Here is a 14,419-nt window from a genome sequence, read left to right on the forward strand (position 1 = left end):
ACACTGTATTCATTCCTTGTATCAAGGATAGGTTTTTGAGCACTAAATAAAGGTTTTTACCTTTTATTATACAAAAAAAGCATCGATAGTATCGATGCTTTTGATAGTATGTTAAAATAATTCTTACGAATTTTTCAAAGCTTCTGCTCCAGAAACAATTTCCAAAATTTCATTGGTAATTGCCGCTTGTCTTGCTTTGTTGTAGAAGATCTTAAGATCATTTCTAAGCGCTTCTGCATTGTCTGTAGCTTTGTGCATTGCCGTCATTCTCGCTCCATGTTCAGATGCTACTGAGTCTAAGATTGCTTTGAAGACCTGAGTTTTGATAGATTTTGGAATCAAATTATCCAAGATCTCAGCTCTGTTAGGTTCAAAGATATAATCTGTTTCAACTTGTGGCTCTGTATTTTCAGGCATTGAGATTGGAAGAAGCTGTTCTGTAGTTACTTCCTGAGTGGCAGCATTTACGAATTTGTTATAAATAACATAAACTTCGTCAAATTTACCTTCCTTGAAGCTGGTCATTACCCCTTCTGTAACATTAGCAACCACATCAAAGTTCAAGTTATCATAAACAGAACTTCCGTTAGCATATACTGCACGGTTTCTTCTTACAGCATCATATACTTTTTTACCTACAGGAAGAACTTCAATCTCATACTGAGAATTGTTCTGAAACTGATGGTTAAGTTCTTTAACGATAGAAGAGTTAAAAGCTCCCGCAAGACCTCTGTTTGAAGTAACAGCGATGAAAAGTATTCTTTTAACCTCTCTTTTCTGAGCATATACAGAAACCTGGTCAGGATCAGAGCTAGAATTCACATTCTGGATAAGTTCCTGTAATTTTTCAGAATAAGGTCTTAACATTACAATTGCATCCTGTGCTTTTTTAAGTTTCGCAGCGGAAACCATCTTCATAGCACGGGTGATTTGCATCGTAGATGAAATTGACGTAATTCTGCCTCGTATTTCTTTTAAGTTTGCCATTAATTTGGGTTCAAAGTTTAAGGTCTAAAGTTTAAGGCTTAAAACGTTATATTTTAAACCTTAAACATTGAATTTTTTTAGTTGTATTTAGAAGCTAAATCATTAGCTGCCTGCTTAAGAACGCTTGTAATATCGTTATCGATTTTCCCAGCCTTAATTGCAGCCATTGTTTCTGGGTGCTTAGATCTTAGGAATTCGATATATTCGTGTTGGAATTCTTTAATCTTTCTGATAGGAACGTTTCTCATTAAGTTTTCTGTTCCAGCATATACGATTGCTACCTGACTGTCTACAGGAAGCGGAGCATTTACCGGCTGCTTAAGGATCTCTACGTTTCTTTCTCCTTTAGAGATAACCGCTAAAGTAGAAGCATCAAGGTCAGAACCGAATTTAGCAAATGCTTCAAGTTCTTTATATTGAGCCTGGTCTAGCTTTAATGTACCAGATACTTTTTTCATTGATTTGATCTGAGCATTACCTCCTACTCTCGATACAGAGATACCAACGTTAATCGCTGGACGAACCCCTGAGTTGAATAGATCAGACTCCAAGAAGATCTGTCCGTCTGTAATAGAGATTACGTTTGTAGGGATATATGCAGAAACGTCACCCGCCTGAGTTTCGATAATTGGAAGTGCAGTTAATGAACCACCACCTTTTACGATTGGCTTAAGAGACTCTGGTAAGTCATTCATCTGGCGAGCAATATTGTCATCAGCGATAACTTTCGCAGCTCTTTCCAATAATCTTGAGTGAAGATAGAAAACGTCTCCAGGGTAAGCTTCACGGCCCGGTGGTCTTCTTAATAGTAGAGAAAGCTCACGGTAAGCAACTGCTTGTTTAGATAAATCATCATAAACAATCAAAGCTGGTCTACCAGTGTCTCTGAAGAACTCCCCGATAGAAGCACCTGCCATTGCAGAATATACCTGCATAGGAACTGGATCTGATGCGTTAGCCGCAACAATTACAGTATATGCTAAAGCTCCTTTATCAGAAAGAGTTTTAACGATTTGTGCTACTGTAGAAGCTTTCTGACCGATCGCAACATATATACAATATACAGGTTTACCTGCATCAAAAAATTCTCTTTGGTTGATGATCGTATCAATCGCAACAGTAGTTTTACCTGTCTGTCTGTCACCAATGATAAGCTCTCTCTGCCCTCTTCCTACAGGAATCATCGCATCAATCGCAACGATACCTGACTGTAAAGGTTCAGTTACCGGTTGTCTGTAGATAACTCCAGGAGCTTTTCTTTCCAATGGCATTTCATATAAATCCCCTGAAATAGGACCTTTACCATCGATAGGGTTACCAAGAGTATCCACTACTCTTCCTAACATTCCTTCTCCTACTTTGATAGAAGAGATTCTGTTTGTTCTTCTTACGGTATCTCCTTCTTTTACTAATTTACTTTCACCAAGTAAAGCAACACCTACGTTGTCTTCTTCAAGGTTAAGTACAATACCTTCTACATCACTAGAAAATTTCACCAACTCTCCGTATTGTACGTTTTCTAACCCGTATACACGAGCAATACCATCACCGATGGTTAAAACTGTACCTACTTCCTCAACGTTTGATTGAGTATCGAAGTTGGCCAATTGCTGTTTTAAGATCGCAGATACTTCTGCCGGATTTATTTCTGCCATTGTATGGTTGTTTTTCTTAATTTAATTGAAAATCTTTTTTAACTTGGTTCAATTTTGTCTTCACAGACGCATCTACCTGCTGATCACCTACTCTTAGGATATATCCTCCTAAAATATCCTGGTTGATATTTACTTTCAAATCAAAACTTGAATTAGCATTTACCAAGTTTGTAGATCTTAGGATTTGATCAATATTCTCTTTGGAAAGAGGTGTTGCTGTAGTAAGCGTTACTCTTTGTACTCCGTTGATATCTTCAACTTTGTTGATGAATTCCTGAGCGATATTTTTTAATTGGCTTTCACGTCCGTGCTTAATAACCAATGTGATCAAATTCTGGGAAGATGTTGAGAAACCTTTGAAAATTTCGTTTGCTACCTCTATTTTCTTTTTTGCATCAATGTAAGGCGTAAGGAAGAATTTGTTCAAATCCTTAGATTCAATCATGATCTTCACTACATCTTTCATTTCAGAAAATACGGCAGCTGTCTGACCTGATTCATTAGTGAAATCAAGTAAACCCTGTGCGTATCTTTTCGCTACTTTAGATGTAAGCATTCTTAGTTAAGGTTAGATTTGTTGATATAATTTTGAACTAATTCATTTTGAGCCTCAGTGTTATCTAGCTTTTGTTTCAAGATAGATTCTGCAATGTTTACAGATAAAGCACCGATTTGATTTTTGATGTCTGCCATAGCAGCATTTTTCTCAGCATTGATAGTTTGCTTAGCCGCTTCGATTAATTTATCTCCTTCAGCTTTAGCAGCATCTTTAGCTTCACCTACGATTCTGTCTTTAATTTCTCTAGCTTCTTTAAGGATGGAATCTCTTTCAATTTTAGCTTCACGAATGATTCTTTCGTTGTCAGCTTTAAGATCTTCCATTTCTTTTTTAGCCAATTTAGCTTGGTTTAATGCATCAACGATAGAAGTTTCTCTTTCATTAACAGCACTAACAATTGGTTTCCAAGCGAATTTAGCTAGAAGAAACAATAGGATAACAAAAGTAAGGGTCATCCAAAACAAAAGTCCAATTCCAGGTTCAATAATTCCCATATCTGTAAATTCTTTTTTTAAGTGTTATTTATGGATTGTTTTTTAAAATTCTTAGCAGCAGCCAACCGCTTTACTGCTAAGAATGTTTTTTGAGGATAGATTACTTGATGAAAGCACCAAAGATGATCGCGATAAGACCAGCACCTTCAATAAGACCAGCAGCAATAAGCATTGCTCCTTGAATCTTACCAGCTTGTTCTGGTTGTCTAGCGATAGCATCCATTGCGTGACCACCGATTTTACCGATACCTAGACCTACACCTAGTACTGCTAAACCGATACCTACGTAAATTAATCCTGCTCCTGTTGATAAATCCATGATAAATAAATTATATTAGTTAAAAAATTATTTTAATTTTAATTAGTGAGCGTGTTCTTCGTGACCGTGCTCATGGTCGTGTTCTGCAACTGCAATACCGATAAATAAAGCGGATAATACAGTGAAGATATAAGCTTGCAATGCAGCAACCAATAATTCCAATACAGAAACAAATAATGCTAATGGAACTGATGCAAACCCTAAGAATGGAGATTTGAAAATGAAGATCAATGAAATGATCGCCAAGATCATAATGTGTCCTGCTGTAATGTTAGCGAAAAGTCGCATCATCAAAGCGAAAGGCTTTGTAAAGATTCCGATAATCTCGATTGGAACCATGATTGGATACAACAAGATTGGAACTGGTGGCATAAAGATGTGTTTCCAATAATCTTTATTCGCACTGAATAATGTAATTAATAATGTAATGATACCTAATACAGCTGTGATAGCAATATTACCGGTAAGGTTAGCTCCTCCAGGGAAGAACGGCACCAATCCGAAAAGGTTATTGAACCAGATAAAGAAGAAAGCCGTTAATAGATAAGGCATATATCTTTTATACTTTACTGACCCGATGTTTGGAATAGCCACTTCATCTCTGATAAACACAATTACAGGCTCCATTAATTTTCCAATCCCTTTTGGAAGTTGTGACTTCTTGTAATTTCTCGCCATTCCTATAAACACTACTGCCATAAAAATTACTGACAAGAACATTGAAGCTGCATTTTTTGTTATTGAAAGGTCAAAAAATACTTCGTTTGATTTTTGTTTTCCACTGATGATTGAAAATAAAGTTGCTTTTTCAACACCTTTAGTAGAAACTACTTGTCCGTGCTCTAAAGTATACCCATCGTGTTCGTGTCCGTGAGCGATACTGCTTGAAAGAAAAGTATGCCATCCTTCATTATCTTTAATGATAATAGGCAAAGGGATAGAAACGTGATGTTCTTCACCACTATCATCTTTTGTAGTCCATAAATGCCATTCATTCGAATCACCAATGTGCTCCATGATCATCTTGGTCGCATTGAAGCTATCCTTTGCTTCTTTGTTCTCTACTTTTTCAGCTAACTTTTCTCCTTCAGATTCGTGTTGCGCAGAAGCTAAACTACTAATAAACACAAATAAAAATGCGAAAAATAATGAAGAAATTTTTCTGTTCATATCTCTTTTTTAATCGTGTGCAAATATATCGATTTTATTAAACTTTACCAATATTAAAAATTGATTTTTATCATCAAAAAATTCAAGACTTATTAATGAGTTTTATTATAGGTAAATAAATGAGGAATGACGCCACTATAAAGCAGATCACTATAAAGAGAAAATTAGACTTGGTCTTTTCTATAATTAATAAAGAAACAGCCACCCAAACAATATCTTTAGCGATATTGACCACAAGAAACTTCATTCCTGCATCAGCTTTACCAAAAAAATATTTTTTAAATATCATATATATTATTATATTAAGAAATACGGCCAATAATATAACAATGAAACAATCTAGAAAATTCATGCTGCAAAAATAAGATTATAATTTTTCAAACAAAACAAAACTAAAGTTCTTCTATATTATATAAATAAGGAAAAAAATCAGAAGTAAGGTTAAAATAATAGATTGAGACATCATGATCAACCATAAAAAACCCCTGCTTCCATCTTCTTTCTCCCCATCTTTCTCTAAATCTTACCCGAATCCTTATAATATTAAGTCTATAATACTCAGGTTTCTTAAAAATTCCTTATTTTTGCAAACCTATAATTTACAATAAATATGTTTAATAGTTTACAGGATAAATTAGACAAGGCATTACATAATATTTCCGGACGTGGAAAAATTACTGAAATCAATGTAGCGGAAACCGTAAAGGAAATCCGTAGAGCATTGGTGGATGCCGACGTTAACTATAAAGTAGCAAAGGATCTTACTAAAAGAGTTCAGGATAAAGCATTAGGAGAAAACGTTCTTACATCGCTTACTCCAGGACAATTGATGACGAAAATTGTTCATGATGAACTAGTAGATCTCATGGGAGGTTCTCACGAAGGAATTAATCTTTCAGGAAAACCATCTGTGATCCTTATTGCAGGTCTTCAAGGTTCCGGTAAGACCACTTTCTCCGGAAAACTTGCTCATTATTTACAAACAAAAAGAAATAAAAAGCCCTTATTGGTAGCTTGTGACGTTTATCGTCCTGCTGCAATTGACCAGCTTAAGGTATTAGGAGGACAGATCAACGTTCCCGTGTATACAGAAGATGGAGCTACTAACCCTTCTACCATCGCTGAAAATGCCATCAACTTTGCAAAGGCCAACAATCATGATGTAGTAATTGTGGATACTGCCGGTCGTTTAGCAATTGATGAGCAGATGATGAACGAGATCAAGTCAGTGCATTACTTCATCAAACCACAGGAAACACTTTTTGTAGTGGATTCCATGACGGGTCAGGATGCTGTAAATACCGCTAAGGCGTTCAATGAAGCCTTAAACTTTGACGGGGTTGTTCTTACCAAACTAGATGGTGATACAAGAGGAGGTGCCGCATTAACGATTCGTTCTGTTGTTGAAAAACCAATCAAATTTATATCTACAGGAGAAAAAATGGAAGCCTTGGATCTTTTCTATCCGGAAAGGATGGCGGACAGAATCCTGGGAATGGGGGACGTTGTTTCCTTAGTAGAAAGAGCACAGGAGCAGTTTGATGAAGAAGAAGCTAAGAAACTTCACAAAAAAATTGCTAAAAACGAGTTTGGTTTTGATGATTTCCTTAAGCAGATCAACCAAATCAAGAAAATGGGTAACATGAAAGACCTTATGGGAATGATTCCTGGGGTTGGAAAAGCAATTAAGGATGTAGAGATCAGTGATGATGCCTTTAAACACATTGAAGCAATCATCTACTCTATGACTCCTGACGAAAGAAGAAGACCATCCATTATCAATACTCAGAGAAAGAATAGAATTGCAAAAGGTGCAGGAAGAAAGATTGAAGATGTAAATCAACTGATGAAGCAATTCGAGCAAATGGGTAAAATGATGAAGATGATGCAAGGACCTCAAGGAAAGCAAATGATGCAGATGATGAGCAAAATGCCAAACATGCCTGGAATGGGCGGAATGTTTGGAAAATAATTTAAAAACGAATTATATTTTCATAAAAAAACTCTCAGAATTTCTGAGAGTTTTTTGTTTTTTATCTAAGCTAGGCTATTTAAACTTATACCCTACTCCAAGCTGAAAGAAATTCATCTTTAGTTTTTCGTCGTTAACGGGATTTTTAATCATATTAGTTAACCCAAAGCTATAGCGTGCATCTACAAACAGACCTTTGTAGACTTTATAATCGGCACCGAAGAATAAACCAAAGTCTGTAGACTTTAGAGAATCATCAAGAAAGTTCTCTATTCTTCTTTCTCCTTCATCAAGTGCAGCCTGATTAGTCACCATCGCACCACTTACATCAATCTTAACTGTATTACTTGCGTTAAAGCTCACATAAGGACCTCCATAAACAGCCAATTCAGGTGTTGCATAATATCTTGCAGAGACAGGAATCACAACTCTGTTAAAGTTCATTTTTTCAGTTACTTTAACCCCTGGTAATCCAGGTACTGAAACCTCCATCTTTCCTCCAAGATTAGCATACTCAACCTCTCCCTGAAAGGCAAATTTATTATTGATCTTATGTTCAACCAATGCTCCAATATAAAATCCGGACTTTGATTTTAGGCTACCTCCGGCTTCATCAAGCTCGAAACCGTTTTCATTAGAATTTAATGTTGATAAGGCATACCCTCCTTTTACCCCAAAATTTGTCTGTGCATTTAACCCTGCAAATAAAGAAATTGCAGATGCCAATAAGATTTTTTTCATGAGATATTATATAGTTTTTTAATCAAAAAAAGCCCCAAGAAAATCTTAGGGCTCTATTTTATAATGTTTTGTTAATTACTTAGCAAATACATATTTAACTCCGAAAGTTACAGAAGATAAATTCAATCCGAATTTATAATCGTTTACTCTCTTAGCTCCGTCAACATTTACTTTGTTTGTGTTGTAACCAAACTCACCAAAAGTAGCTTCGATAGACCAGTTTTTGTTTAAGAAATAATCTAAACCTGGCTTAACGTTAACTCCGATAGAAGTGAAGTTATTTTTAGTAGAAGTAGATGAAGTAACAGTAGTTCCTCCAACTGTAGTTGTAGAAGTACCTTCGTCTTTATTTTGACCAAATACCATTGGAACTTCTAATTGACCGAAGATGTATAATTTGTCAGCTAAAGTCCAGTATTTTCTTACGAAAGGAGCTACAACAAATCCAGAAACAGTTTCTTTTCCATCTACTGTAGTTGTACCAATTGTAGAAACAGTTTTTGTGTTATCGTTTTTGTAACCTACACCTAAACCTACTGCTAAGTTAGTGTTTACGAAATAACCTACTGTAGGAAGAACTTTGAAGCTCTCAACTTTAGTATCGTTATTGTTATTTTCATTCTGAGAATACCCTAATTGTCCTGAAACATATGTAGTACCTTTAGCAATCTGAGCATTTGATAAACCGAAAAGTGCAACAGCACCCGCTAATAATATTTTTTTCATTTTAAAAAATTTTAATACTTTCTTGAGGCAAATTTACAGTGGTCTCCATTAATATTAAAATTTGTTAATGTGATTAATATCATTGTTAAAATTTAGTGTTTTGTAAAGATAAATCGTATTCAATAGAGGCTCTTGAGTTTTTCACAATATTATGAATAAATAAACTTCAATTTATCAATCAGAGCCTAATATATTTGGTTTTTCAAATTTATCAATTTTAGTGAAATCCCCTCAAATTCACGTAATACAGCTACAAAACTCTTCTTAAAATATTAACATTTAGGATATTAACTCTTAAAATTTAAACAAATGTTTATGATTTCAACTTATTTTTACCGTTTCAAAAGGACACCATCACAAGATATTGAGAATATAAGCTAGAGCTTTATGGTATTAAGACATTCATATAAATAGAAAACTCCAGCCTTTCGACCAGAGTTTCATATGGTATTGGTATAAACTTCTTATTTGATGAAGAAGTTATATCCTAGGTTAATAGCTCCAATATTCCAGCTGTCTCTATACCAACCGTGGTCACGTCTGTTGCTTACTGATTGATATCCTAGATAAAGTTCACCTTTAGACATTTGATATCCAAATTTTGGCTGAGCATAGAACCCACCATCAATTCCGTCTTTTGTAGAAATTCCGTATCCTAAATCTAATCCCACAAAGATAGGCGCTCCTTTAAATTTATATTTACCGGAAACAGCTACTGGGATAAATCCGAAATCGTCAAAGTGATCCTTTCCAAAGAAATGAGAGTACCCTGTTGTCACCCCAAGGTCAAAACCTTTAGCGATATTCCACATATAAGCAGCATCTACCCCTAATGTAAATGAAGACACATCGCTTGCATCAGACACAGGAACTCCAATATGTCCACCTAATTTTAAACCTTCCTGTGCTTGAGCAGCGCCTCCTAAAAGTGCAAAAGCACCTATTAACAATATCTTTTTCATTTTTTAGCTTAAATTTTGGGCAAAAATACTAATTATTTTTATTATGATAGCATATATTTTACGTACCCTATCTTTATAAAAAAAGCAGGACAAATTTTGTCCTGCTTTATATGATGATTTTTATTTCTTGAATCTCAGAATTAGTTTCCTCCAAATTTGAAACCAACACCCACTTGAACGAAGCTATTTTTCAATGTTCCATTTTCCCCGTCTTCTTTCTTCATAAGATTAGAAACACCTAAGTTATATCTTGCATCAAAGAATAATCCGTTTTCAAGAGTGTATTCAGCACCGGCAAACGGAGCCAAATTTAACTTATTCATATGGTTTTTCACATCTTCAGTTTCAGTTTTTGATTCAGAAAAAGCTTCGCCTAGCGCTGTTCCTGATAATGTTGCTGTCGTTTTTATTTTGGCAGAAATGATAACACCCACATTAAGACCTACTCCGAAAGCCAGGTTTTCTGTTGCATAATATTTCGCACTCACAGGAACCTGTACTGTTCCTAATTTCCAATCAGACTTTTCAGTACCTGTAACGTCAACACCCATTAAGTTATAAGAAACCGCTTCTTCTTGTTTACCACCTATTGGAGAGTATAAAACTTCTCCCTGTACAGCAAACTTTTCATTGAATTTATACTCGGCCATTGCTCCAGCGTAGAAAGTAGACTTTGCATCGAAATTGTAAGTAATTCCCTCTCCACTTGCTTTAAGCATTGATAAAGAGTAACCTGCTTTAGGCCCAAATTTAAATTCCTGTGCGTTTGCAGAGATTCCCAATACAGCGACTGCTGCAGTAAGTAAAAGTTTTTTCATTGTTATTAGTTATATTTTAAGGACAGCAAAGCTAATTATTTTTTCGAAATTAACAAACTTTTTAAAATAAACTAAAGGTTAATGAAAGGTTAACGGAAATTTTTACTCATTTGAAACTATTCATTTCTTACTCTTTTATCCTCATCATTATAAGCAAGGATAATCTTTCTAACAACAGGGTGTCTTACTACATCTTCCTCTGTAAGATGTACAAAACCAATCTCATTTACTCCGTTCAGAATTCTCATTGCTTCTTTCAATCCGGACTGTTGATTCTTCGGAAGGTCAATCTGACTAGGATCTCCTGTAATGATAAACTTGGCATTCATTCCCATCCTTGTCAGGAACATTTTCATTTGTGCATGGGTAGTATTTTGTGCTTCATCAAGAATCACAAAGGCATCATCAAGGGTACGTCCTCTCATAAAAGCCAATGGAGCAACCTCAATTACTTTTTTCTCCATGAATCCCTCCAGCTTTTCATGAGGAATCATATCACGAAGAGCATCATATAAAGGCTGTAAATACGGATCCAGCTTCTCTTTAAGGTCTCCAGGTAAGAACCCAAGACTCTCCCCTGCTTCTACAGCCGGTCTTGTGAGGATGATTCTTTTTACCTCTTTATCCCTCAAAGCTCTTGCAGCCAATGCTACACTGGTATAGGTTTTTCCGGTTCCGGCAGGACCAATGGCAAAAACCATATCCTTTTTCTCTGTTTCCTTTACCAGTTTCTTAAGATTGGTCGTCTTTGCCTTAATAATTTTCCCGTTAACTCCTTTTACAATAATATCCTGATCGAAGATGAGTTGCTTCTCATTTTCATCTTTAATATTGAGAATATTTTCAACGTCTTTCAGCCCTATTGAATTATTTTTAGAGATAAATTTGACAATATCATCAAGTTTTTGTTTTAATATATCTAAAACTTCCTGATTTCCCATGGCAAAGATAACGTGATCTCTTCCTGTAATCTTAAGGGTTGGAAAGCTTGATTTTATTACGTTGAAATATTGGTTACTAACTCCATAGAAGATTTTCGCATCAATATCTTCCAAATCATATTTTAATTCAAACATGCAGTATTTTTATTTTTAGATTTTAAAATTAAAGCTTTTTTTCAAATTTATATTAAATTCTTTTCAACAATCTTTCGGGCTTTCTTTTTATTTTAAATAACTTTGCAATACTACACTATTCTATAAATTGCTCATGTCAATTATTACCCTTACTTCGGATTTCGGAAATTTAGATTACAGAGTTGCTGCTGTGAAAGGCAAGATCCTGTCTCTAAATCCTGAGGTTAATATTATTGATATAACCCACGACATCCAGGCATTCAACCTTATACAGACCTCATACATTGTAAGAAATGCTTACAAATACTTTCCAAAGGGAAGCATTCATATTCTTTCTGTCGATAGTTTTTATCATAAATCAAGAAAGAACATTATTTACAAAGCAGACGGTTCTTACTTTCTGGCATCAGACAATGGGCTTTTGAGCCTTATATTTTTTGATATTAAACCTGAAGCGATTTATGAACTCACGCTGAACAATCGTTTTGATGATATTATCGACTTCACTTCTACAGATATCTTTGTTCCGGCAGCCGTACATCTGGCTAACGGAGGCCTTCCGGAGGTTATCGGAAGAAAAATAGATACTGCCAAACAATTAATGTTTCCAAGGGCTGTTTATAATGAGTCTGAGGGAATGATCATTGGCGAGGTTACCTATATTGATAATTTCGGAAATATAATCTCAAATATCAACAAAGATTTCTTTGAAAATATCAGCAAAGGATACAACGGTTTCACCATAAAATTCAGAAACTTGAGTCTTTCGAGGATATTTTCCAGCCATACGGAAGTAGTTTCAGACTGGGAAAGAGAGACTGAATTTCACGGGCAGTCAGCCGCTATTTTCAATGACAGTCAGTTATTGGAGCTTACGATCTATAAAGGGAGTAAGAAAAACGGCGCGAAAAGCCTGTTTGGATTGAATGTAGGGGAAAATATCTACATTGAATTCAGCTAAGATTATATATTTCATAAAAAAACCGATTTTTTTTATATATTTGTCAAAATCTAAAAATCAAAAATGGCAGAATACAAATTATTGCTTCCTTCCATGGGAGAAGGGGTTATGGAAGCGACAATTATCACTTGGTTATTCAATGAAGGTGATAACGTAAAAGAAGATGACTCTGTAGTAGAAATTGCAACAGATAAAGTAGATTCAGACGTTCCGACACCGGTTTCGGGGAAAATCGTAAAAATTTTAAAACAAAAAGACGAAGTTGCAAAAGTAGGTGAGGCCATTGCTATTTTAGAAATTGAAAGAGAAGGCACTGCAACAGAGGAAGTAAAAACTGAAACTCCGGCTGCTACTCCGGATACTGAAACATTAACAACAATTGAACAGCCTTTACAAACTGCTGCTGCTTCAAATGTAGAATTCTCAGGAGATCTTTACTTATCTCCACTTGTAAAATCAATTGCACAACAGGAAAATATTTCTGAAACTGAACTTAAGACTATTAAAGGAAACGGTTTAGAAGGAAGAATTACTAAGGAAGATATATTAGCGTATGTTGTCAACAGAGGAAGCCAACCTGCTCAACAGGCTGCTCCGGTACAGGCAGCAACTACGCCAAAACCGGCAGTTTCTGCGCCTACAGCTACTATTCCGGTAAGCGCTGGTGATGAAATCATTCCAATGGACAGAATGAGAAAGATCATCGCTGAAAACATGGTGAAAGCAAAACACATTGCTCCACACGTAACTTCTTTCATTGAAACAGACGTTACTAACGTTGTAAAATGGAGAAACAAAAACAAGGCGATCTTCGAAAAACGTGAAGGTGAGAAACTTACTTTCATGCCAATCTTTGTAAAAGCGATTGTAAAAGCGATTCAGGATTTCCCAATGATCAATGTTTCTATAAGTGGTGAGAACATCATCAAAAAGAAAAACATCAACATTGGTATGGCGACCGCTCTTCCAGACGGAAACCTTATTGTTCCTGTAATCAAAAATGCTGATCAGTTATCACTTTCCGGTCTTGCAAAAGCAATCAATGACTTAGCTTACAGAGCAAGAAACAAGAAATTAAGACCTGAAGATACTCAGGGAGCAACTTATACCATCTCTAACGTAGGAAGCTTTGGAAACCTTATGGGAACTCCAATCATTCCTCAGCCTCAGGTTGCTATTCTGGCAATAGGAGCTATTGTTAAGAAGCCAGCTGTTCTTGAAACTGCAGATGGTGATGTAATTGCTATCAGAAACTTAATGTTCATGTCTCACTCTTACGATCACAGAGTAGTAGACGGTTCTTTAGGAGGAATGATGCTGAAGCATGTTCACGATTATCTTGAAAACTGGGATCTGAACACAGAAATATAAAATAGAAGACTACTCCTCTTAAATTGAATTCAAAAAGGAAGTCTACCCAATAACCAAAAAAGCTGAGATATGAAAAATGCAACCTTAATCGCGATAATTTCATTAAGTGTAGTTATTCTTATTGATCTTATTCAGTTTATTCTCAGCTTTTTTGAGGTCTATTCCATGGGAATGTATCGTGTTTTTGGAGTTTTAAACCTTTTAGGTTTTGTAGGAATTCTGCAGTTTTTTGTTAAATTATACAGCAAACAGAAAGAATGAGTCCTGAACTAAGAACGCTTTTTGAAATAAAAGAAGAGAAGAAAAAAAATAATCCACCAGCCCGTCAAAACGTAGGAACCCATGTTTTAATACGTCTTGCTGTGCTTATTTTGGGAACCATTGCATTTTCTATTGCAATGAGCCTGGCAAGTGGATGGGCGATTTTAGGTATTGCAATCTATATTGTTATTTTTCATTCAGTCTGGTTTCTTTTCATTCTTATTGAAGCAATAGTTCTTCAAAGCAATGAAAAATTGAAACTCAGGAATGCTAATCTAATTCTCAGTGGAATTCTTTTATTAATCTACGGCATAGCAGCTATTATGATATTCCTGGATTAATAGAAA

16 protein-coding genes are annotated in these 14,419 nt (G+C 35.4%); 5 read left to right on the forward strand and 11 right to left on the reverse strand.

Annotation, left to right across the window (positions count from 1 at the left end; translation table 11 throughout):
- Positions 1–123: 123 nt before the first annotated feature.
- The 6 genes from atpG to atpB form a co-directional block, all read right to left on the reverse strand.
- Entirely contained in the window at positions 124–987 is an 864-nt protein-coding gene (gene atpG / locus SCA31_RS01645) for an ATP synthase F1 subunit gamma (protein WP_410695070.1), read from the reverse strand.
- A 77-nt stretch (positions 988–1,064) separates the two neighbouring features.
- Positions 1,065–2,642 carry a F0F1 ATP synthase subunit alpha gene (atpA, locus tag SCA31_RS01650; RefSeq protein WP_410695071.1) on the reverse strand — a complete coding sequence of 526 codons (1,578 nt, stop codon included), beginning with the start codon at positions 2,640–2,642 and terminating at the stop codon, positions 1,065–1,067.
- Between the two features lie 16 nt (positions 2,643–2,658).
- The gene (gene atpH / locus SCA31_RS01655) at positions 2,659–3,198 is read right to left on the reverse strand and encodes an ATP synthase F1 subunit delta (protein ID WP_410695073.1); all 540 of its coding nucleotides are present in this window, start codon (positions 3,196–3,198) and stop codon (positions 2,659–2,661) included.
- Between the two features lie 2 nt (positions 3,199–3,200).
- Positions 3,201–3,695 (reverse strand): F0F1 ATP synthase subunit B, encoded by a 495-nt coding sequence (locus SCA31_RS01660; RefSeq protein ID WP_076351695.1) that lies wholly within the window; start codon positions 3,693–3,695, stop codon positions 3,201–3,203.
- A gap of 100 nt (positions 3,696–3,795) precedes the next feature.
- Positions 3,796–4,014, reverse strand: a complete 219-nt coding sequence (locus tag SCA31_RS01665; RefSeq protein WP_007844726.1) for an ATP synthase F0 subunit C — start codon at positions 4,012–4,014, stop codon at positions 3,796–3,798.
- 42 nt (positions 4,015–4,056) lie between these two features.
- Positions 4,057–5,184: a F0F1 ATP synthase subunit A gene (atpB, locus tag SCA31_RS01670; protein ID WP_410695074.1), complete on the reverse strand. Its 1,128-nt coding sequence runs from the start codon at positions 5,182–5,184 to the stop codon at positions 4,057–4,059.
- 610 nt (positions 5,185–5,794) lie between these two features.
- On the opposite strand from atpB, the gene ffh reads away from it, so the two are divergent.
- On the forward strand, positions 5,795–7,156 hold the full coding sequence (gene ffh, locus SCA31_RS01675) for a signal recognition particle protein (protein ID WP_076351689.1): 1,362 nt from the start codon (positions 5,795–5,797) through the stop codon (positions 7,154–7,156).
- Positions 7,157–7,231: 75 nt separating this feature from the next.
- Here ffh and SCA31_RS01680 read toward each other — a convergent pair whose 3' ends face one another.
- From SCA31_RS01680 to SCA31_RS01700, 5 genes are all read right to left on the reverse strand, one after another.
- Complete coding sequence (locus SCA31_RS01680; RefSeq protein WP_410695075.1) at positions 7,232–7,897, reverse strand: porin family protein; 666 nt, start codon at positions 7,895–7,897, stop codon at positions 7,232–7,234.
- A 75-nt stretch (positions 7,898–7,972) separates the two neighbouring features.
- Positions 7,973–8,623: an outer membrane beta-barrel protein gene (locus SCA31_RS01685; RefSeq protein ID WP_410695076.1), complete on the reverse strand. Its 651-nt coding sequence runs from the start codon at positions 8,621–8,623 to the stop codon at positions 7,973–7,975.
- Between the two features lie 464 nt (positions 8,624–9,087).
- Positions 9,088–9,585 carry a hypothetical protein gene (locus SCA31_RS01690; protein WP_410695077.1) on the reverse strand — a complete coding sequence of 166 codons (498 nt, stop codon included), beginning with the start codon at positions 9,583–9,585 and terminating at the stop codon, positions 9,088–9,090.
- Between the two features lie 140 nt (positions 9,586–9,725).
- Entirely contained in the window at positions 9,726–10,403 is a 678-nt protein-coding gene (locus SCA31_RS01695; RefSeq protein WP_410695078.1) for a porin family protein, read from the reverse strand.
- A 116-nt stretch (positions 10,404–10,519) separates the two neighbouring features.
- Positions 10,520–11,479: a PhoH family protein gene (locus tag SCA31_RS01700; RefSeq protein ID WP_410695079.1), complete on the reverse strand. Its 960-nt coding sequence runs from the start codon at positions 11,477–11,479 to the stop codon at positions 10,520–10,522.
- A 133-nt stretch (positions 11,480–11,612) separates the two neighbouring features.
- Here SCA31_RS01700 and SCA31_RS01705 point away from each other — a divergent pair, with 133 nt between their 5' ends.
- The 4 genes from SCA31_RS01705 to SCA31_RS01720 all read left to right on the forward strand — a co-directional run bounded on the left by SCA31_RS01705 (position 11,613) and on the right by SCA31_RS01720 (position 14,413).
- On the forward strand, positions 11,613–12,440 hold the full coding sequence (locus tag SCA31_RS01705; RefSeq protein ID WP_284463476.1) for an S-adenosyl-l-methionine hydroxide adenosyltransferase family protein: 828 nt from the start codon (positions 11,613–11,615) through the stop codon (positions 12,438–12,440).
- Between the two features lie 63 nt (positions 12,441–12,503).
- The gene (locus SCA31_RS01710; RefSeq protein WP_410695081.1) at positions 12,504–13,811 is read left to right on the forward strand and encodes a dihydrolipoamide acetyltransferase family protein; all 1,308 of its coding nucleotides are present in this window, start codon (positions 12,504–12,506) and stop codon (positions 13,809–13,811) included.
- A 69-nt stretch (positions 13,812–13,880) separates the two neighbouring features.
- On the forward strand, positions 13,881–14,072 hold the full coding sequence (locus SCA31_RS01715) for a hypothetical protein (RefSeq protein ID WP_410695082.1): 192 nt from the start codon (positions 13,881–13,883) through the stop codon (positions 14,070–14,072).
- A complete protein-coding gene (locus SCA31_RS01720; RefSeq protein ID WP_410695084.1) occupies positions 14,069–14,413 on the forward strand; it encodes a hypothetical protein in 345 nt (114 codons plus the stop codon). The genes SCA31_RS01715 and SCA31_RS01720 overlap by 4 nt, the downstream gene beginning before the upstream one ends.
- Positions 14,414–14,419: the final 6 nt, after the last annotated feature.

The organism is Chryseobacterium sp. SIMBA_028 (assembly GCF_046535285.1).
Lineage (GTDB): Bacteria > Bacteroidota > Bacteroidia > Flavobacteriales > Weeksellaceae > Chryseobacterium.